The sequence below is a fragment of the Amycolatopsis sp. NPDC001319 genome (assembly GCF_042896185.1).
Taxonomy (GTDB): Bacteria; Actinomycetota; Actinomycetes; order Mycobacteriales; family Pseudonocardiaceae; genus Amycolatopsis.
The window spans coordinates 98,599-116,241 of the sequence record NZ_JBIAWY010000019.1 but is presented as its reverse complement, the minus strand read 5'-3'; the positions used below and the strand labels follow the sequence as shown (position 1 = coordinate 116,241).

Genomic DNA, 17,643 nt, shown 5'->3' with positions numbered 1-17,643 from the left:
GCAGAGGACGAGCCATGCCTGAGCCGTTGTCCCGCTGGGGTTTGCAGCTCTTCGGCTGCCCGTGCTCGGTGTGCGGCCGCCCGGCCGAGCGCCTGTGGTTCCTCGCCGACAGCCGCGTCGTCTCGCACCCGGGCGGCGGGCCGCTGTGCCGGCTGGCGAACCCGCAGGCCGACGAAGACGTTTCGGCGCCGGCCGACCCGCGCGGGATGAGTGCGGCGTGACCGAGTACGCGGGCCCGCGGCGCTGGTGGTCGAGCGACCGGCTGCTGGGCTGGGACGACTTCGATCTGCGCGGCCAGGCGGCGCGGCTCGGACTCCCGGCCGGCTGGCTGCGCGACCGGGCCGAGCGCGGCTCGGGTGAACGCTCGCCGCAATGTGCCGACTGCCAGGGAATCCCCGGCGGGCGGTGAAAACCGGGACGGACCACCGTCCCCATAGCTACCCGGCCGAGGTCGCGTGTCCCCCGCCCCGCGACTTCGGCCGGGTTCCCAATCCGTCGGCGGCGAGGCGGGTCCGCGACCCCGCGGACCTCACGGGCGCACCCAGGTCTCGTTGGGCACGACGGCGAGGTCTTCGAGGTTCAGCGGCTCGCCGGAGTCCGTGTGGGGCGCGACGCTGACGGGTTTTCCGGAGCGGCGCTCGACGATCCGCACCGGGCCGCCGTCGGGCTGCAGGTGCTTGTCGGCCCACTGCATCAGCGCCAGCACGACCGGGAAGAGATCGCGGCCCCTCGGCGTGAGCACGTATTCGTCGCGCGGCCGTGCGCCGGGTTCGCGGTAGGGCTGCTTCTCGAGCGCGCCGAGCTCCACGAGCTGCTTGAGCCGGGCGGCCGCGACGCTGGGGGAGAGGTCCGTGCGGTCGACGAACTCGTCGAAGCGTGTCGTGCCGTAGAAGGCCTCGCGCAGCACGAGCACGGTCGCGCGGGCGCCCACGACCTCGATCGCCTTGGTGATCGAGCAGTTCTCGGCCCGCCAGCCGCGCCGGTCGGTGACCGCGCCCTCCAGAGTCATCGCCATGCTGCGAGTCTACCCCTGAGTTGCGACTGTCGAAGTCAGCTGCGTAGAGTCTGACTTCGACAATCCGAACCCAGAGTGGGGGACCTCGATGCAGGCGGACTGGACTTACGCGACGGCCGGCGAACTGTCCGCCGCCCTGCGTGCGGGCAAGGTGAGCGCGGCCGGGCTGACGGAGGCGGCGATCGCGCGCATCGAGAAGTACGACCCGGAGCTCAACGCGGTGTGCGTGCGCGACTTCGACCGGGCACGGGCGGCGGCGCGGGAAGCCGACGCGGCGCTGGCGCGCGGGGACGACCGGCCGCTGCTGGGGATTCCCGTGACCGTCAAGGAGTCGTTCAACGTCGCGGGCCTGCCGACCACGTGGGGGATCCCGCCGTTCAAGGACTTCGTCGCGACTGAGGACGCGCTGCCGGTCGCGCGGCTGAAGGCGGCGGGCGCCGTCGTGCTCGGGAAGACCAACGTCCCCTTGGGGCTCGGGGATCTGCAGACCTACAACGCGATCTACGGCACCACGAACAACCCGTGGGACCGCACGCGGACGCCGGGTGGTTCGTCCGGGGGCTCGGCCGCCGCGCTCGCCGCCGGGTTCGGCGCGCTGTCGATCGGGTCGGACATCGCGGGTTCACTGCGGGCCCCGGCGCATTTCACCGGGGTGTACGCGCACAAGGCGTCGCAGGGTGTGCTGCCCTCACGCGGGCACACCGCGCCGCCGAACCCGCCGCTGCCGTCCGAAAAGGACCTCACCGTCATCGGGCCGATGGCGCGCACCGCGAGCGACCTCGCGCTGCTGCTCGACCTGCTCGCCGAGCCGGATCCGCTCACGACGCCGCGTGGTGCGTCGGGGAAACTTCCGCCTTCGCGGCGCACGGCGCTGGCGGATTACCGCGTGCTCGTGGTTGAGGACCACCCGGTGATGCCGACGTCCGCGAGTGTGCGGGCCGGGATCCGGCGGGTCGCCGACGTGCTGACCCGCGCCGGTGCGGGGGTGGAGCACGACAGTCCGCTGCTGCCCGATCCGGTCGAGGCCGCGCGGACGTTCGTGCTGCTGTTCGACGCCGTCGTCGGCGCGAGCTGTCCGCCGCCGGTCTACGAGCAGTTCCGGCAGCGGGCCACTTCGGTGGCGCCCGATGATCACAGTCTCGCGGCGGAGCACCTGCGCGGCACGGTGATCAGCCACCGCGACTGGCTGGCCGCCGACGCGGTCCGCCAGCGGCACCGCCAGGCGTGGCGGGAGCTGTTCGAGGAGTTCGACGTCGTGCTGTGCCCGCCGATGCCGACTCCGGCGTTCCCGCACGACCACAGCGAAGACCAGTGGGGCCGGACGATTCCGGTCGACGGCGTGGCGCACCCGTACCCCGGCCAGCTCGTGTGGGCCGGGATCGCGTCGATGCCCGGGCTGCCGGCCACGGTCGCGCCGGTGGGGCTGTCCGACGAGGGGCTGCCCGTCGGTGTCCAGCTGGTGGGGCCGATGTTCGAGGACCACACCACGATCCACCTCGCGCGGCTGCTCGAAGGCGAGCTCGGCGGGTTCACCGCGCCACCGTGGGGTTGAACATCCCGGATTGACTTCGGTCGCCGGCGGTTTCTAGACTCGTTCCGGTGAGAACGATCGTTCTCGGAATGGAGCCGGTGGGCGTGACGATGCAGCAGGTCCGGGTCGAGCGGCTCGCCGAACACGATTACCTCGTCAGCGTCCCCAGCGGCGAGGACGAGGTCCTGATCCGGCTCAGGTCGGACAGCACGACGGTGTCCGAGCTGGAGTTCGGCGGGATCGAGGAGGAGCGGCTGGTGCGCGCGATCATGGCGTACCTGCTCGCGCGCCAGGACGCGGACGACCTGCCGGGCGAGCTCGACCTGGAGGACGTCGCGGCGGCGTACGACGATTTCGGTCCCGTCGTGCGCGGCTCGCTCACGGAGTGAGGACCAGGCGGCCGCGCAGGCCGCCGGTCCGGAACCGCGGGTAGGCGGCCGGGGCCTCGGCCAGCGCGACGGTGCCGGCGCGGCGCGCTTCGAGCACGCCCTGCTCGGTGAGGGCGAGCATCCGCGTCAGAGCGGCGGCGTCGGGGAAGACGACCGCCGAGGTGACGTCGATGCCGCGTTCGGGTGCGGGTTCGCGACCCGGGAAGATGCCGACGTAGGAACCGTTGGCGCGCACCGGCTTCAATGCGGCCTCGTTGAGGAGGGCGGTGTCGAACACCGCGTCGACCTCGGGTGCCCGCGCCAGGTCCGTGATGATGTCGTGCGCTCCGGCGCGGGTGAGGAACCCGGCGTCCGACGCGCGAGCCAGGGCGACGACCGACCAGCCGTCCTGTGCGGCGAGGGCCACGGCGTAGCCCCCGACCGCACCGGCGGCGCCGGTGACCAGCAGCCGCCGTCCCGCCGCCGGGCCGAGGAGGGCGAGGAGCTGTGCCGCGGTCAGGGAGTTGCAGGGCACGGTGGCGGCGTCGAGGAGGTCGACACCGTCCGGCACCCGCGCGGCGTCCTGGGCCGGCACGAGCACGTACTCGGCGGCGGCACCCGCGACGGCGTGGGGCGCGTGCGGGAACTGCAGGGCCGCGACGCGGTCGCCCACGGCGAACCCGGTGACTCCGGGGCCGACTTCGTCCACGACCCCCGCCACGTCGAGCCCGAGCCCGACACCCGTGTGGCCGCTGTCGATCACGTGCAGGTCGGCCGGGTTCACCGCCGCGCCGGCCATCCGGATCCGCAGCTGCCCGTCCGTCGGGTGGGGGTCGGGCAGGTCCACGACCTCCGGCTCGCCCGGGCCGGTGAGGATGACCGCACGCATGACGTGGTCCTTTCTGGCGGCGTACACTCGACGTCGGCCGGAGCACCGCTCCGGTGCACTTCAAAGCTACGGAGCAGTGCTCCGCGACGTCAAGGCGGGAGAGCTCGCGTGACCGAAGCCACGCCGTCCGGGGTGCCGCACAACCGCGACCTCCTGCTGGCCGCCGCACGCGAGGCCTTCGCGGAACAGGGCACCGATGCGTCGCTGCGGGACGTCGCCCGCCGAGCCGGCGTCGGCATCGGCACGCTCTACCGGCACTTCCCGACCCGTGCGGCGCTGCTGGAGTCCCTTTTGGACAGCAACTTCGCCGCGTTGCGCACGCGGGCGGAGGCACTGGCGGACACTCCCGACCTCGCGGCACCCGACGCGTTGCTCACCTGGCTCGGCGAACTGGCGACCGGCGCGCGCACCTACCTGGGCCTGCCGGAGTCGATCATGGCGGCACTGGCGGACGAGGAGTCCGCGCTGCACGCCTCGTGCGCCGCGATGCGCTCGTCCGCAGGCCGGCTGCTCGCGCGCGCCCAGGACTCCGGCCGCGTCCGCGCCGACGTCACCGTCTACGAGGTCATCTCCCTGGCCCTCGGCCTCGCCTGGGCGGCCCAGCAACCCGGCGGCCCCGTGGACCTGATGGAACGCCTGCTCTCCACGGCTATGCACGGCCTCGCCGTGTCGAGCTGACCCGCGGCGGGCCGGCTCGGCCCACCTGCGCCGCGCCGCCAAGTGTTATGACCGGAGACGAGCCCCGTTCGATGAGCCGCTCCGGGTGGGCCGACCTGTGCCGAGGTCGTCCAGCGGTGGCGGACCTCCGCGGAGGGCCGGGAAGTTCTGCTGTCCGGAGAAGGGAAAGCCGCCGCGATGGGCTGGCGCGCCGCCCTCGCTCTCGACCTCAGGAAGACGCCGCGGGTGCTCCCGCCGGTTGCGGACCTGCCGAAGTCCCGCGGCGCTTGGCCGGGGTCAGCGCGAACCGGCCGCCGGGGTGTAGCCGACGTCGATCGCGTTCGGCAGACCGGCCGGGTGGTGCTGGCCGGTGAGGACGGGGTCGAAGTCGGTGCGGCCGTTGAGGAAGCGCTGGAAGAAGGCGGTGACGTAGGCCGACGTGATGGCGCGCTGCCGGGGCTCCGTGAGCCGGGGCTGGTCCTGCTGCGGGCCGTCGGGGAACTGTGACCGGCAGGTGCCCGGGCGGGTGCCGGGGACGGCGTCGTCGTAGCTGCCGACCTGGTGGCCGCTCGGGGACCACTGGGTGTTGTAGTTGTCGTGGTTGCCGCCGGTGAGGGTGAAGCGGTAGATCGGGACCTGGTTGTGGCCGGAGTTGCTCGTGAAGTAGCGGCCGGTGTTGACCTGGTCGCACGTGCCCCACATCTGGGCGAACGGCACCTGCGTCACGGCCTCGTCGTTCCAGTTGTCGGTGGGCGCGAGGGCGAACACCGCCTTCACGGTCACCCCCGCGGGCCAGTCGCCGCGGCGCTGGTCGGCGGCCTGCTGCATGACCCCGCCGCCGCCCATCGAGTGGCCGATGGTGCCGACGTCGTCCAGGTTCAGGTGGCCCTGGAAGCCCACGGCACGCGGCTTTCCGGTGGCCGGGTCGGTGAAGTGGCCGCGCAGCGGTCCCTGCCCGGTCGACGCCAGCTGCTGCCACAGGGCGAGCTGGGCGTTGAGCAGCGCCGCCCGCGCGTAGTAGACGGTCGGGGCCTGGCCGCCCGCCGTCGCGTTGATCCCGTTGGTGCCGATGGACACGACGACGAACCCGAGCCGCGCGAGCTGCCGCCCGAGGTACTCGTAGCCGGCCTCGCTGGGCAGCGGCGGGACGCCGGGGGCGCACGGCCACGCCCACATCCGCGCGGACGTCTGCTCGACGATCGCGCTTTGCCGCGCCGCTTCCGCGTCGTCGCCGGCCTTTTGCGCCGCGGCCAGGGCGGCCTGGGCCGCGGCGTTGGCGTCGGTCGCCGCGCGGTCGGCGCAGGTCTGCCACGAGCCGTGTTCGATCATGATCACCGGATGGGTGCCGACGGCTAAGTCGGACGGGTAGTAGACGACCCCGTCGAGCTCGTTCTTGCCTTCGTAGCCGAGGTCCGCCGGTGGCGTGAACGCCTGGTCACCCAGGTCGTAGGCCACCGTCTCGACCCGGCGGGTGGCCGCCGGGTCCCCGGTCGCCACCGCCGTGCCGGATCCCGCCACGATCGCCGCGACGGCGAGCACCGTCGTCTTCATGATCAGCCGCATGGGCGGGGACGGTAACCGAAGATTGTCAGGAACCCGTTTGCCCGCCGAACCGCGCCCTCTGAGAACGACCATTCTCACCGTGTTGTACGTTCGGGTGGCTCTGGCCAGGTGGGCCGGTGGGCGAGGGGAGTGGCATGACCGGCTTGCTCTCGGGCGTTTCGAGCCCGGAAGACGTGCGGCGGCTGAGCTTCGAGGACCGCGTGGCGCTGTGCGGTGAGATTCGCGAGTTCCTGATCCGGACCGTGTCGGCGACCGGGGGCCACATCGGGCCCAACCTGGGCGTCGTCGAGCTCACGGTGGCGCTGCACGTGGTGTTCGACTCGCCGGACGAGCCGATCCTGTTCGACACGGGGCACCAGACGTATGTCCACAAAGTCCTGACCGGGCGCCGGGACGGCTTCGAGCGGTTGCGCCAGACCGGCGGGCTGTCCGGCTACGCCGCCCGTGCGGAGAGCGCGCACGACTGGATCGAGAACTCCCACGCGTCCACGGCGCTGTCCTACGCCGACGGCCTTGCGGAGGGCCTGGAACTGCGCGGCGAGACTCGGTGCGTGGTCGCGGTGACCGGCGACGGGGCGCTCACCGGCGGGATGACCTGGGAAGCGCTCAACAACATCGCCGCGGCCCGGCGGCCCGTGGTGATCGTGGTCAACGACAACGGCCGTTCGTACTCGCCCACCGCCGGCGCGCTGGCCGACCGGCTCGCCAAGCTGCGCCTGCAGCCGGGCTACGAACGCGTGCTGGACTCCGTGAAGGGGGCGCTGGAGAAGGCGCCGCTGGTGTACGACGTGCTGCACGGCGTGAAACGCGGCGTCAAGGATCTCCTGGCGCCGCAAGGGATGTTCGAGGATCTCGGGCTCAAGTACGTCGGCCCGGTCGACGGCCACGACCTCGCCGCCCTCGAACGCGCGTTCACGCTGGCGAAGAACTTCGGCGAGCCGGTGGTCCTGCACGCGGTCACGCGCAAAGGTCACGGCTACGCGCCGGCCGAAGACGACGACGTCGAGCAGATGCACGCTCCCGCCGCCTTCGACATCACACCGGACGGCCGCTGGCCGCGAAAAAGCGCACGTGGACCTCGGTCTTCGCCGACGAGATCACCGCGCTGGGCGCCGAACGCGAGGACCTCGTCGCCATCACCGCCGCGATGCGCGAGCCGACGGGCCTGGGCAAGTTCGCGCGCGCGTTCCCCGAGCGCTTCCACGACGTCGGGATCGCCGAGCAGCACGCCGTGACCTCCGCGGCCGGCCTCGCTTCCGCCGGCGCGCACCCCGTGGTGGCGCTGTACTCGACGTTCCTCAACCGCGCGTTCGACCAGCTCCTCTTCGACGTGGCGCTGCACCGGCTGCCGGTCACGCTCGTGCTCGACCGCGCGGGCGTGACGGGCGCGGACGGGCCTTCGCACAACGGGGTGTGGGACTACGCGTTGCTGGGGATGGTGCCGGGGCTCGTGCAGGCGGCGCCGCGGGACGAACCGACGCTGCGAGCTGCGCTACGGGCGGCGGTGGCCCACGACGAGGGGCCGAGCGTCGTGCGGTTTCCCAAGTCTCCGCTGGTCGCCGGCGTGCCGGCGATCCGCCGCGAGGGCGACGTCGACGTCCTGTGGGAGTCCGGCGAAGGTGACGTCGATGTGCTCGTCGTCGCCATCGGCACCATGGCCACGGACGTTCTCGCCGCGGCTCCGGGAATCGCCGACGCCGGGTTCACGGTCCGCGTGGTCGATCCGCGGTGGGTGAAGCCGCTGCCCGCCGCACTCGTCTCCCTTGCTCGCGGTGCGGGATTGGTGGTCACCGCGGAGGACGGTGTGGTCGCCGGAGGAGTCGGCTCGCGGATCGGTCAGCAGCTCCACGCCGCCGGCGTCGACACCCCGGTCCGCGAAATCGGGGTGCCGGACGAGTTCCTCGCGCACGGCAAGCTCGACGACGTGCGGGCCCGCGTCGGCCTGTCCGCGCAGGCCGTCCGCACCCGGATCACCGAGTGGGGCGCCGCTCTCGCGGTGTCCACAGAGGAATCCACCGCACCGTCGGCCTGACGGCCGCGGCCGCCCGCGCTCAGGACTGGGCGCGGGCGGCGCCGCGGCGACGGGGGCCGGGCGTTTCGGCGCCGATGATGATCTCGGCTGTCCGGCGGGCTTCCGCGGCCGGGGTGGCGGTGCGCTGGACGGCGGCCGCCGAGACCGCGCCCTCCGCCAGCAAGTACACGGCGTTGCCGGCTTCGCGGGAGAAGCCGGCGTCGGTGACGATGCCGGACAGCAGCTTGCGGAACTCGCGCTGGTGGTGGTGCACCTCGGCGGCGACCGCCGGGGTCGTGGCCCCGAGCTCGCCGAACGCGTTCATCCACGGGCAGCCGCGGAAGTCGGCCTCGCAGAACCAGCGGTGCAGCCAGGTGAAGATCGCGGCCACGCGGGCGTGCGGCTCGTCGGCCTTGGCGACGAAGTCGGCGATGCTGCCCATCATGCGCTCGTGGCGCCGGCGCAGGAAGGCGACGACGAGGTCGTCCTTGCTGGGGTAGAGCTGGTAGATCCGCCGCAGCGGCAGGTTCGCCGCGGTCCGCAGCCGGTCCATGCCCACGGCCTGGATGCCCCGCGAGTAGAACACTTGCTCCGCGGCGTCGAGCAGCTGCTCGCGGACGGGGTCTCGGAGTTCCTCGGCGCTGGTCACGGCACCTCACGTAAGCGGACGTTGACGGTCGGAAAAGTGAACCCTAGACTACCACCACCGTGAGAATGAACGTTCTCACCGACGACGAGGACACCATGGACCGTCCCTCCGGGATCGAAGCGGGCCGGGAGATCCGGGAAGCGCTGACCCGAGCCGCCGACACCGTGCTCACCTCCAGCCCCGACGGCACCGTGACCCGCACCGGCGAAGACCTGCTGCGACGGGCCCGGGCGCTGGCGGGCCGGCTGATCGAGCGCGGGCTGACGGGCGCGACGGTCGGCCTGTCGTTCCGCAACAGCGCGGCCGCGCTCGAGGCGTTTCTCGCCACAGAGCTGGCCGGGGCCACGCGCCTGCCGGTCGAACCGTCCGCGGCGACAGCCGAAACCCGGGCGATCTTCGACGCCGGCGGCGCGCGGGCGGTGCTGACCGACGGCCACCACGACGACGTCCGCGACGATCCGACGGGCTGGACGAGCACGGCGCTCGGTGCCGCGACTCTGGTGCACCACGACGCTTCACCGGCACCGGGCCCCGAGTGGTTCGACCGGGTTTGCGTCCGCGCGGAACAGCCACTGGTCGTCTACCCGCGCGCGGTCCGCGGCGGCGAGCTCTTCGGCATCCCCACCAGCTACGCCAACTGGCGCGCCATCATCGACATCAACGTGGACCTCCACCGCGCCGGTGGCTACGGCCCGCCGCTCGCCGCCGGCGAGCGCTACCTGACCGTCGTCCAGCTGATGCACGCGACCGGCCTGGTCGGCAGTTTTCCCTTCCTGCACCTGGGTTTGCCCCAGGTTCTGCTGCCGCGGTTCTCCGCCGGCGCGATGGCCGAGGCGATCGAACGGCACCGGATCACGACGGTGTTCGCCGTTCCCGGAATGCTGAGCCGCGTCGCCGACGCGGTGGGCGACCCCGGCCGCCTGGCTTCGCTGCGCCGCGTCCTCTACGGTGGCGCGCCGGTGGAAACGGCCGAGCTCGCCCGTCTGCACCGCGTCTTCGGCGGCACCCTCTGCCAGCTCTACGGCCGCTACGAGGCCGGCTGGCCGCTCACCGTCCTCAGCCCCGACGACCACGGGCGCCTGCTCGCGGGCGACGAGCAGGTGGCCGGGACGTGCGGCCGCCCGGTCCCCGCCGTCGACCTGCGGATCGTCGGCGGGGAAGTCCGCACCCGCAGCCCGATGGTTTCGCCCGCCTTCGCGGATGTGGACGGCTGGTGCCGGCTCGGCGACACCGCCGAGCTCACCGGCGTCGGCTACCTGCGGCTGACCGGCCGGCTCGACGGGATGATCAACACCGGCTCGTTCCACGTCTACCCGGACGAGGTGGAAGAGGTCGTTCTCACGCATCCGGCCGTCACCGCCGTCCGGGTGACCGGGGTCGCCGATCCGCGGTGGGGCGAGACGGTGGCCGCGTACGTCGTCACCACCGATCCGGCGGTCGGCACGACGTTGCGCGAGTGGCTGCGCGATCGCCTCGCGCCGTACAAGGTCCCGACGGTGGTGCACGTCGTGGATCGCTTGCCACACCACTGATTTCCCCCGGATCCGGGGCCGGGCGAACGGTCCTCTTCCGGGGCGTAGACTGATGTCGAGCGGTGAGAACGAGCGTTCTCAGGGAACAGGAGCTGGATCGAAATGGCGGGCACGGACGTCGACGAGGGGTCCCCGGCAGGGTTCGGGGTCAACGAGTGGCTGGTGGAGGAGCTGTACGACCGGTATCGGCAGGACAAGACCTCGGTGGACCGGTCCTGGTGGCCGGTCTTCGAGAACTACCGGCCCGAGGCGAACACCCCGGACACCCCGGACACCCCGAGCACGCAGCCTCCCGTCGCACCGGCGCCCGGTGAGCAGCCGGACGGAGACGTCACCGTCCTGCGCGGCACCGCGAAAACCCTGGCGTCGGCCATGGACGCGAGCCTTTCCGTGCCGACCGCCACGAGCGTCCGCACGGTGCCGGCGAAGCTCCTGGTCGAGAACCGGATCGTCGTCAACGACCACCTGCGCCGTATCGGCGGCGGCAAGGTCAGCGTCACGCACCTGCTCGGCTGGGCACTGGTGCAGGCCGTGAAGCGGTTCCCCGGCCAGAACGTCCACTACGCCGTGGTCGACGGAAAGCCGGCCGTCGTCACGCCCGAGCACGTGGGGCTCGGCATCGCCATCGACCTGGCGCGCCCCGACGGCCGCCGCACGCTCGTCGTGCCGGTGATCAAGGCCGCCGAGACGCTGACGTTCGCCGAGTTCCTGGCGTCGTACGAAGACCTCGTCGAACGCGCCCGCGGCGGCGCGCTGAAGGTCGACGACTTCGCCGGCCTCACGCTGTCGCTGACCAACCCCGGCGGGATCGGCACCGAGCACTCCGTGCCGCGCCTGACCCAGGGCCAGGGCGCCATCATCGGCGCGGGCGCGCTGGAGTACCCGGCGGCGTTCAAGGGCGCGAGTGCCGAGTGGCTCGCGGACAACGGCATCGGCAAGACCCTCACGCTCACCAGCACCTACGACCACCGCGTGATCCAGGGTGCGGGCAGTGGCGAGTTCCTGCGCCTGGTCGAGGAGTTGCTGCTGGGTGAGCACGGCTTCTACGACGACGTCTTCGCCGCGCTCCGGATCCCGTACGAGCCGCTCCGCTGGGCCGCCGAGGTCACCGGAGCGGTCGACAAAACGACCCGGGTCCACGAGCTCATCGACGCCTACCGCGCCCACGGTCACCTCGCCGCCGACACGGACCCGCTGGAGTACCGGCAGCGCTCGCACCCGGACCTCGCCCCGGCCACCCACGGCCTCACCCTCTGGGACCTCGACCGCGAGTTCGCGACCGGCGGCCGCGCGCGGATGGCCCTGCGCGACATCCTCGCTGTGCTGCGGGACGCCTACTGCCGCACGCTGAGCATCGAGTACACCCACATCCAGGATCTCGAGCAGCGCCGGTGGCTGCGTGAACGCGTCGAGCAGCCGTTCGCGAAGCCCGGTCGAGGCGAGCAGCTGCACCTGCTCGGCAAGCTCACCGAAGCCGAGGCGTTCGAGACGTTCCTGCAGACCAAGTACGTCGGCCAGACGCGCTTCAGCCTCGAAGGCGGCGAGTCGGCGATCGCGCTGCTCGACGCGATCCTGGGCCGCGCGGCCGGCGAGGGCCTGTCCGGCGCCACCATCGCGATGGCGCACCGCGGCCGGCTCAACGTGCTGGCCACCATCGCCGGCAAGACGCACCGCCAGATCTTCGACGAGTTCGAGGACAGCGCCGAGGCGGGTGACGGTTCTGGCGACGTGAAGTACCACCTGGGCACCGAGGGCGTCTTCACCGCCGCGGACGGTGCCGAACTGCCCGTGTACCTGGCCGCCAACCCGTCGCACCTCGACGCGGTGGACGGCGTGCTGCTCGGGGTGGCCCGCGCGCGGCAGGACCGCAGCGGCGACGGGCGGTTCTCGACGCTGCCGATCATCGTCCACGGCGACGCGGCGCTCGCCGGCGAAGGCGTGGTCGCCGAGACGCTGCAGATGTCGCAGCTGCGCGGCTACCGCGTCGGCGGCACGATCCGCGTCAACATCAACAACCAGGTCGGGTTCACCACGCTGCCGCAGGACGGGCGTTCGTCGGTGTATTCGACCGACGTCGCCAAGACGATCCAGGCGCCCGTGCTGCACGTGAACGGCGACGACCCCGAGGCCGTCGTGCGCGCCGGGCGGCTCGCGTTCGCCTACCGGCAGGAGTTCGGGCGCGACGTGGTGATCGACCTGATCTGCTACCGCCGTCGCGGGCACAACGAGGCCGACGACCCGTCGATGACCCAGCCGCGGATGTACGCCGTGATCGAGGCCAAGCCCTCGGTGCGCAAGCTCTACACCGACATCCTCACGCGGCGCGGCGACCTCACCGAGGACGAGTTCGCGGCCGCCGAGCGGGACTTCGGCGAACGGCTGGAGCGGGCGTTCGCACAGACCACCGTGGACAGTGTCGCCTCTTCGGAGACTCGGCGCGCCGCGCCGGTGCGGCCGACCGCGATCTCCGACGTGACCGTGAAACAGATCGCGACGGCGTTCACCGATCAGCCCGAGGGTTTCACCGTGCACCCGAAACTCGCGCCCCTGCTGGCGAAGCGCGCGGAGATGGGGGAGAAGGGCGGCATCGACTGGGCGTTCGCGGAGCTGCTCGCGTTCGGCTCGCTGGTGCTCGACGGCGTGCCGGTGCGGCTCGCGGGCCAGGACAGCCGGCGCGGCACGTTCGTGCAGCGCCACGCCGTGCTCCACGACCACGAGACCGGCCGGGAGTGGACACCGCTGGCGCACCTCGGCGAGACGCAGGCGCCGTTCCGGATCTACGACTCGCTGCTGAGCGAGTACGCGGCGCTCGGGTTCGAATACGGCTACTCGGTCGAGCGGCCGGACGCGCTCGTGCTGTGGGAGGCGCAGTTCGGCGACTTCGTGAACGGTGCGCAGGTGATCGTCGACGAGTTCGTGAGCTCGGCGGAGCAGAAGTGGGGCCAGTCGTCGTCGGTCGTGATGCTGCTGCCGCACGGGTACGAGGGCCGCGGGCCGGACCACTCGTCGGCGCGGATCGAGCGGTTCCTGCAGCTGTGTGCCGAGGAGAACCTGATCGTGGCGCAGCCGTCGACGCCGGCGTCCTACTTCCACCTGTTGCGGCGCCAGGCTTTCGCACCGGTGCGCAAGCCGCTGGTGGTGTTCACGCCGAAGAGCATGCTGCGGCTGCGGGCCGCGACGAGTGCCGTCGCGGACTTCACCGACGGTGCCTTCGCGCCGGTGCTCGACGACCCCCGCGATCTCGATCCCGCCGCCGTCGAGAAGGTCGTGCTGGTGTCCGGAAAGCTGTACTACGACCTGCTCGCGCGGGCGGGCGGGAACGTCGCGCTGGTGCGGCTGGAGCAGTTGTCGCCGTTGCCGCAGGCGGAGCTGACGCGGGTGCTGTCCCGTTACCCGAACGCGGACCTCGTGTGGGCGCAGGAGGAACCGAAGAACCAGGGAGCGTGGTCGTTCCTGCGCGGCGAGTTCGAACCGCCGGCCGGCAAGCGGCTGACGGTGGTGTCGCGGCCCGCGGCCGCGTCACCCGCGACGGGTTCGCACCACCGGCACCAGAAGGAACAGGCCGAGCTGGTGCGGCGGGTGCTCTGAGGCTCAGACCTCGGGGAGGATCCGGCCGTCTTCGAGGACGTTCGCGCCGGGGATCTCGGTGAGGAAGATCGCGACGCTTTCCTTGGCGTCGCCGGTGATCGCGCACCAGTCGTCGGCCAGCCGGTGCAGCAGCCGGGCCCGAAGCTCCGGCGGCCGGCCGGAGCGGAGGAAGCCGACCAGACGCGGGCCTGTCACCGGCTCCCCGGCGACGAAGATGCTGCCCGGCGCGACCTCGGTGAACGAGCAGTGCACGTAGACCTCGGGCGCGCCGGTGACCTCGGCGTGGACTTTCGTCACCGCCGCCGCCACTTCCGCCCGGTGCTTCAGCGTCGCGCCACCGCTCGGGACCGTGAACTGGTAGAAGGGCATCGTCGTCCTCTCGGCCGCCGGGACTCGGATCGAGTCCGACTCTAGGGGGCAGCCACGATGCCCGCAACCAGGTAAGACTCGAAAGTTGTCCTACTCGGCCTTGTCCTACGATGGCTGCCATGAAGCACGACGAGCTCCAGGACGTCTACTGCTCCGTCGCCCGCACGTGGTCGGTCATCGGCGAGCGCTGGACGATGATGATCCTGCGTGAGTGCTTCCGCGGTGAGCGGCGCTACGACCACTTCCGCACCAAGCTGGGCCTCGGCAGCAACGTGCTCAACGACCGCCTGCGCCTGCTCACCGCTGAGGGTGTCCTGGACCGCGTGCAGTACCAGGACACCCCGCCGCGGCACGAATACCGCCTCACCGAGAAGGGCGCGGACCTCTACCCGATCCTCCTCGCCGTCATGTCCTGGGGCGACAAGTACCAGAACGAGGTCCCCCCGGTCCGCCTCCACCACCGCGACTGCGGCCACCCCGCCGACCCCCGCCCGACGTGCGCCCACTGCGGCGAACCGGTGGGCTGGCGCGACCTGACCGCGGAGCTCGAACCGGGCGCCTGGTGAGCGCCTTCGCGAAATTCGGTGGGCCACGGGCGCTTGACCGTGCTCGAATGTTCTCGATGACTGAAGCTGACTACCGCCGACGAGACCTCGAACGGCGCGCCGAGATGCTGACCCTGCCCACTGTCCGGCTCCGGCACCACGCGAAGATCCTTGCCCCGCAAGAAGGTGACGTGCGGGTGACCGCGTCGATCGGCCCCTCCGGCGAGGCCGTGGCCCTCTGGTCGACGCCCGAAGATCTCGCGGCGCTGCGGTCCACGACCACGCAGCCGGGCTGGGCCACGTTTCCCGATGCCGTGGCGCCCCATGCGGTCGCGGCCCGCGTGAGCGTGCACGCACCGGAACCGATCGGCACCACGCGGATCGCACGGCTTCCGGTGGCGCACCCCCACGTGCAGCCGTTGCCCGATGGCCGGACGCTGATCGTCGGCGCCCGGTGCCGGTGGCGCGAGGGCGGCCCGGACCGCAACGCGATCGTCTTCGACGCCGACGGAACGCCGGTGATCGAACAGACCCTGGGCGACGGCATCGAACACGTGGGCGCGACGCGCCGGGGCGAGATCTGGGCGGGCTACTTCGACGAGGGCGTCTTCGGAAACTACGGCTGGGGTGGCGAAAACGCCGACGAACCCCTCGGCGATCACGGGCTGAACCGCTTCTCCGCCGATTTGACCCTGACCTGGCGCTTCCGCCCGCCCGACGAGCACGGGTCTTGGGGGATCAGCGACTGCTACGCCCTCAACGTCGACGGCGACACGGCGTGGACCTCCCACTACACCGACTTCCCCGTCGTGCGCATCCGAGACGGTGAGGTGACCGGTTGGCACAACGACGTCCACGGCGCCAGGGCCCTGGCCGTCGGCGGTTCCCGGGTCGTGTTCTACGGGGGCTACGGCGCCGAGCGCGACCGGCTCGTCGTGGGTGTCCTCGGCGACGACCGCGTGCACGTGACCGGCGAGTACCGCCTGGTCCGGCCGGACGGCCGGGAACTGCCCGCCGTCCGCGCCATCGGCCGTGGGCCGGACCTGCACGTTCTCCTCGAGCACGACTGGCTGCGGCTGTCCGTCGAGGACCTCCCCGACGAAGAGCCGCGGTAGCCGGCCGTCCGGCGAAGACGTCACGACGCTTCCGCCGCGGTGGCCGGAGCGGGTTCGGCCGCGGGCACGACCGGACGCCGCACCAGGCCGAGTTTCCCGGCCGCCGCGTAGAGGACGAACCCCGCCACCAGTGACGTGATCGCCGGGCTTCCGAAGCCCGCCAACGCGCCCGCGAGCGAAGCCAGCACCCAAACCACCAGCGCGGCCGGGACCCAGCGGGGCGCCTCGGGCGGAAGCTCGTCCGTGGCGCGGCCCCGGTCGAGCAACGGACGGCACGAGCGGACCACGAAGTACTCCGCCAGCATGATCCCGGCCACCGGCGGGAAGATGTACCCCAGGGCCGCCGCGTACGAGGTGAACCAGTCCAGTGCGCCGAACGCCGCGGTGATGCTGCCGACCACGCCGACGGCGATCGTCACCGCCGCGCGGTGGACCTTGCGGCGGAAGATGATCTCGACGAACGACACCAGGGCGAGGCTCGCGCTGTAGAGGTTCCAGTCGTTGATCTTCACGGTGCCCAGCAGGATCACCAGCACCCCGACCCAGCCGACGGACGAGACGATGATCGCGATGACGTCGCTGGAACCCGCCGCGTGGGCGAGCAGCACGCCGGCCAGCCCGATCACGTACTCGCCGAGGGTGATGCCCACGACGGTCTGCTTCACGACGTCGCCGACGGACCGGTTGAAGCGCGCCATGTCGGGCGTGATCACGGCGCCGGTGATGAACGAGCCGGCGACCAGCGCGGCGCCCTGCGCGAGCGTCATGGCCGGGCCCGGTGGGGGAGAGGCGACCAGGTCCGACAGCGAGTGCCGCGACAGCTCGGTGCCGACCGACCATGCCACGAGGGCGAGGAACACCGGCACGGCCAGGTACGCCGTCCACGCCATCGACGTCATGCCGTAGACCACGATGCCCGTGACCACGAGCCCGAACACGATCGCCCACGCCCACAGCGGCAGCCCGCCGAGCAGCGACAGCAGGCCCTGCGCCGAAACGCCCGACTGCACGCCGAACCCGATGGTGATGGACAGCCCCAGCACGAGCGACAGCAGCGCCGAGCCGCCGGTGCCGAAGCCCGTCCACCGCGCCAGCAACGCGGTCGGCAGTCCTTCCCGCACGGCGATCACGCCGACCAGGACGGACACGAGCTCGATCACCAGCGCGCCCAGCGTGAGCGCCCAGAACGCGGTCCAGAAGTGCATGCTGTAGCCGAGAGTGGCCCCGATGAGGAACTGGATCAGGGCCGAGAGCTGGCCGAACCGCTGGACCGCGATCCCGAACCAGGAACGGCGCGCGGTGAGCGGCACGCGCGCGAGGGAGTAGTCGTCAGAACCCGCCGAACTCATGACAGCCTCCAAGGCCGGCTCGATGTGGTGGATCCCCCCTGCAACGATGGGTGGTCAGGGCTGGTGCGGGACGCCTTCGGACAGATGCGCGTGCACGACCTTCCAATCGCCGTCGACGCGGCGCAGCACCGCGGTGAAGCGGGCGTCGATCACGCCCTCGTCGAGCAGGTCGACCCGCGGCGAGTCGAAGATCCACGCGACGTCACCGTGCACGAACCCCTGCGGGTCCGAGACCAGCACCTCACGCGGCTGGTACTGGCGCAGGTGGTCCAGGAACTGCGCGAGGGTGAGCGCGCCGTCGGGACCGGAGGCGACGGTGTGGACGAAGTTCTCGTCCTCGGTGTGGGAGTGCTTCGTGATGAACTCGACGTCACGCCGGTGGCCCGCGGCCAGCCAGTCCTTGACCAGGTTCACGACTTCGTCAGGCGCCTTTGCCATGGGGGACTCCTCGGGGAAGGGAGA

Annotated in this window: 16 protein-coding genes and 1 pseudogene; 10 read left to right on the top strand and 7 right to left on the bottom strand. The window is 71.9% G+C overall.

Annotated features, from left to right (window positions below; translation table 11 throughout):
* Positions 1-14: 14 nt before the first annotated feature.
* Together ACFY1H_RS44985 and ACFY1H_RS44980 are read left to right on the top strand one after the other, a co-directional pair.
* A complete protein-coding gene (locus ACFY1H_RS44985; RefSeq protein WP_366589063.1) occupies positions 15-221 on the top strand; it encodes a hypothetical protein in 207 nt (68 codons plus the stop codon).
* Positions 218-409: a hypothetical protein gene (locus tag ACFY1H_RS44980; protein ID WP_386956203.1), complete on the top strand. Its 192-nt coding sequence runs from the start codon at positions 218-220 to the stop codon at positions 407-409. The genes ACFY1H_RS44985 and ACFY1H_RS44980 overlap by 4 nt, the downstream gene beginning before the upstream one ends.
* 120 nt (positions 410-529) lie before the next feature.
* On the opposite strand, the gene ACFY1H_RS44975 is transcribed toward ACFY1H_RS44980, so the two are convergent.
* Positions 530-1,015 carry a winged helix-turn-helix transcriptional regulator gene (locus ACFY1H_RS44975; RefSeq protein ID WP_386956202.1) on the bottom strand — a complete coding sequence of 162 codons (486 nt, stop codon included), beginning with the start codon at positions 1,013-1,015 and terminating at the stop codon, positions 530-532.
* Between the two features lie 88 nt (positions 1,016-1,103).
* Between ACFY1H_RS44975 and ACFY1H_RS44970 the strand changes: the two genes are divergently transcribed.
* Both ACFY1H_RS44970 and ACFY1H_RS44965 read left to right on the top strand, forming a co-directional pair.
* Positions 1,104-2,567, top strand: a complete 1,464-nt coding sequence (locus tag ACFY1H_RS44970; RefSeq protein ID WP_386956201.1) for an amidase — start codon at positions 1,104-1,106, stop codon at positions 2,565-2,567.
* 47 nt (positions 2,568-2,614) lie between these two features.
* Complete coding sequence (locus ACFY1H_RS44965) at positions 2,615-2,935, top strand: hypothetical protein (RefSeq protein WP_366589071.1); 321 nt, start codon at positions 2,615-2,617, stop codon at positions 2,933-2,935.
* Here the strand turns inward: ACFY1H_RS44965 and ACFY1H_RS44960 are convergent.
* On the bottom strand, positions 2,925-3,803 hold the full coding sequence (locus tag ACFY1H_RS44960; protein WP_386956199.1) for an alcohol dehydrogenase catalytic domain-containing protein: 879 nt from the start codon (positions 3,801-3,803) through the stop codon (positions 2,925-2,927). The two genes, ACFY1H_RS44965 and ACFY1H_RS44960, sit on opposite strands and share 11 nt — an antisense overlap.
* A 108-nt stretch (positions 3,804-3,911) precedes the next feature.
* On the opposite strand from ACFY1H_RS44960, the gene ACFY1H_RS44955 reads away from it, so the two are divergent.
* Positions 3,912-4,481, top strand: coding sequence for a TetR/AcrR family transcriptional regulator (locus ACFY1H_RS44955; RefSeq protein WP_386956198.1), 570 nt, complete (start codon positions 3,912-3,914; stop codon positions 4,479-4,481).
* Between the two features lie 276 nt (positions 4,482-4,757).
* Here the strand turns inward: ACFY1H_RS44955 and ACFY1H_RS44950 are convergent, their stop codons facing one another.
* Entirely contained in the window at positions 4,758-6,023 is a 1,266-nt protein-coding gene (locus ACFY1H_RS44950; RefSeq protein WP_386956197.1) for a hypothetical protein, read from the bottom strand.
* 134 nt (positions 6,024-6,157) lie between these two features.
* On the opposite strand from ACFY1H_RS44950, the pseudogene dxs reads away from it, so the two are divergent.
* A pseudogene (dxs, locus tag ACFY1H_RS44945) lies at positions 6,158-8,055 on the top strand (1-deoxy-D-xylulose-5-phosphate synthase).
* Between the two features lie 19 nt (positions 8,056-8,074).
* On the opposite strand, the gene ACFY1H_RS44940 reads toward dxs, so the two are convergent.
* A complete protein-coding gene (locus ACFY1H_RS44940) occupies positions 8,075-8,683 on the bottom strand; it encodes a TetR/AcrR family transcriptional regulator (RefSeq protein ID WP_366589082.1) in 609 nt (202 codons plus the stop codon).
* A gap of 65 nt (positions 8,684-8,748) precedes the next feature.
* Here ACFY1H_RS44940 and ACFY1H_RS44935 point away from each other — a divergent pair, with 65 nt between their 5' ends.
* Together ACFY1H_RS44935 and ACFY1H_RS44930 are read left to right on the top strand one after the other, a co-directional pair.
* Positions 8,749-10,215 (top strand): class I adenylate-forming enzyme family protein, encoded by a 1,467-nt coding sequence (locus ACFY1H_RS44935; RefSeq protein WP_386956196.1) that lies wholly within the window; start codon positions 8,749-8,751, stop codon positions 10,213-10,215.
* 102 nt (positions 10,216-10,317) lie between these two features.
* Positions 10,318-13,803, top strand: a complete 3,486-nt coding sequence (locus tag ACFY1H_RS44930; protein ID WP_386956195.1) for a multifunctional oxoglutarate decarboxylase/oxoglutarate dehydrogenase thiamine pyrophosphate-binding subunit/dihydrolipoyllysine-residue succinyltransferase subunit — start codon at positions 10,318-10,320, stop codon at positions 13,801-13,803.
* A gap of 3 nt (positions 13,804-13,806) precedes the next feature.
* Here the strand turns inward: ACFY1H_RS44930 and ACFY1H_RS44925 are convergent, their stop codons facing one another.
* The gene (locus tag ACFY1H_RS44925; protein WP_366589087.1) at positions 13,807-14,172 is read right to left on the bottom strand and encodes a tautomerase family protein; all 366 of its coding nucleotides are present in this window, start codon (positions 14,170-14,172) and stop codon (positions 13,807-13,809) included.
* 119 nt (positions 14,173-14,291) lie between these two features.
* Between ACFY1H_RS44925 and ACFY1H_RS44920 the strand changes: the two genes are divergently transcribed.
* Positions 14,292-14,738 carry a winged helix-turn-helix transcriptional regulator gene (locus ACFY1H_RS44920; RefSeq protein WP_386956194.1) on the top strand — a complete coding sequence of 149 codons (447 nt, stop codon included), beginning with the start codon at positions 14,292-14,294 and terminating at the stop codon, positions 14,736-14,738.
* Positions 14,739-14,794: 56 nt separating this feature from the next.
* Positions 14,795-15,832: a hypothetical protein gene (locus ACFY1H_RS44915; protein WP_386956193.1), complete on the top strand. Its 1,038-nt coding sequence runs from the start codon at positions 14,795-14,797 to the stop codon at positions 15,830-15,832.
* Between the two features lie 20 nt (positions 15,833-15,852).
* Here the strand turns inward: ACFY1H_RS44915 and ACFY1H_RS44910 are convergent, their stop codons facing one another.
* Together ACFY1H_RS44910 and ACFY1H_RS44905 are read right to left on the bottom strand one after the other, a co-directional pair.
* Positions 15,853-17,181, bottom strand: coding sequence for a purine-cytosine permease family protein (locus tag ACFY1H_RS44910; protein ID WP_386956192.1), 1,329 nt, complete (start codon positions 17,179-17,181; stop codon positions 15,853-15,855).
* 54 nt (positions 17,182-17,235) lie between these two features.
* A complete protein-coding gene (locus ACFY1H_RS44905; protein WP_366589098.1) occupies positions 17,236-17,619 on the bottom strand; it encodes a nuclear transport factor 2 family protein in 384 nt (127 codons plus the stop codon).
* Positions 17,620-17,643 lie beyond the last annotated feature (24 nt).

Coding starts and splice junctions, on each gene's coding strand:
- ACFY1H_RS44985 (WP_366589063.1), top strand. CDS start 15: ATGCCTGAGCCGTTGTCCCGCTGGGGTTTGCAGCTCTTCGGCTGCCCG.
- ACFY1H_RS44975 (WP_386956202.1), bottom strand. CDS start 1,015: ATGGCGATGACTCTGGAGGGCGCGGTCACCGACCGGCGCGGCTGGCGG.
- ACFY1H_RS44970 (WP_386956201.1), top strand. CDS start 1,104: ATGCAGGCGGACTGGACTTACGCGACGGCCGGCGAACTGTCCGCCGCC.
- ACFY1H_RS44960 (WP_386956199.1), bottom strand. CDS start 3,803: ATGCGTGCGGTCATCCTCACCGGCCCGGGCGAGCCGGAGGTCGTGGAC.
- ACFY1H_RS44950 (WP_386956197.1), bottom strand. CDS start 6,023: ATGCGGCTGATCATGAAGACGACGGTGCTCGCCGTCGCGGCGATCGTG.
- ACFY1H_RS44935 (WP_386956196.1), top strand. CDS start 8,749: ATGAACGTTCTCACCGACGACGAGGACACCATGGACCGTCCCTCCGGG.
- ACFY1H_RS44930 (WP_386956195.1), top strand. CDS start 10,318: ATGGCGGGCACGGACGTCGACGAGGGGTCCCCGGCAGGGTTCGGGGTC.
- ACFY1H_RS44925 (WP_366589087.1), bottom strand. CDS start 14,172: ATGCCCTTCTACCAGTTCACGGTCCCGAGCGGTGGCGCGACGCTGAAG.
- ACFY1H_RS44920 (WP_386956194.1), top strand. CDS start 14,292: ATGAAGCACGACGAGCTCCAGGACGTCTACTGCTCCGTCGCCCGCACG.
- ACFY1H_RS44915 (WP_386956193.1), top strand. CDS start 14,795: ATGACTGAAGCTGACTACCGCCGACGAGACCTCGAACGGCGCGCCGAG.
- ACFY1H_RS44910 (WP_386956192.1), bottom strand. CDS start 17,181: ATGAGTTCGGCGGGTTCTGACGACTACTCCCTCGCGCGCGTGCCGCTC.
- ACFY1H_RS44905 (WP_366589098.1), bottom strand. CDS start 17,619: ATGGCAAAGGCGCCTGACGAAGTCGTGAACCTGGTCAAGGACTGGCTG.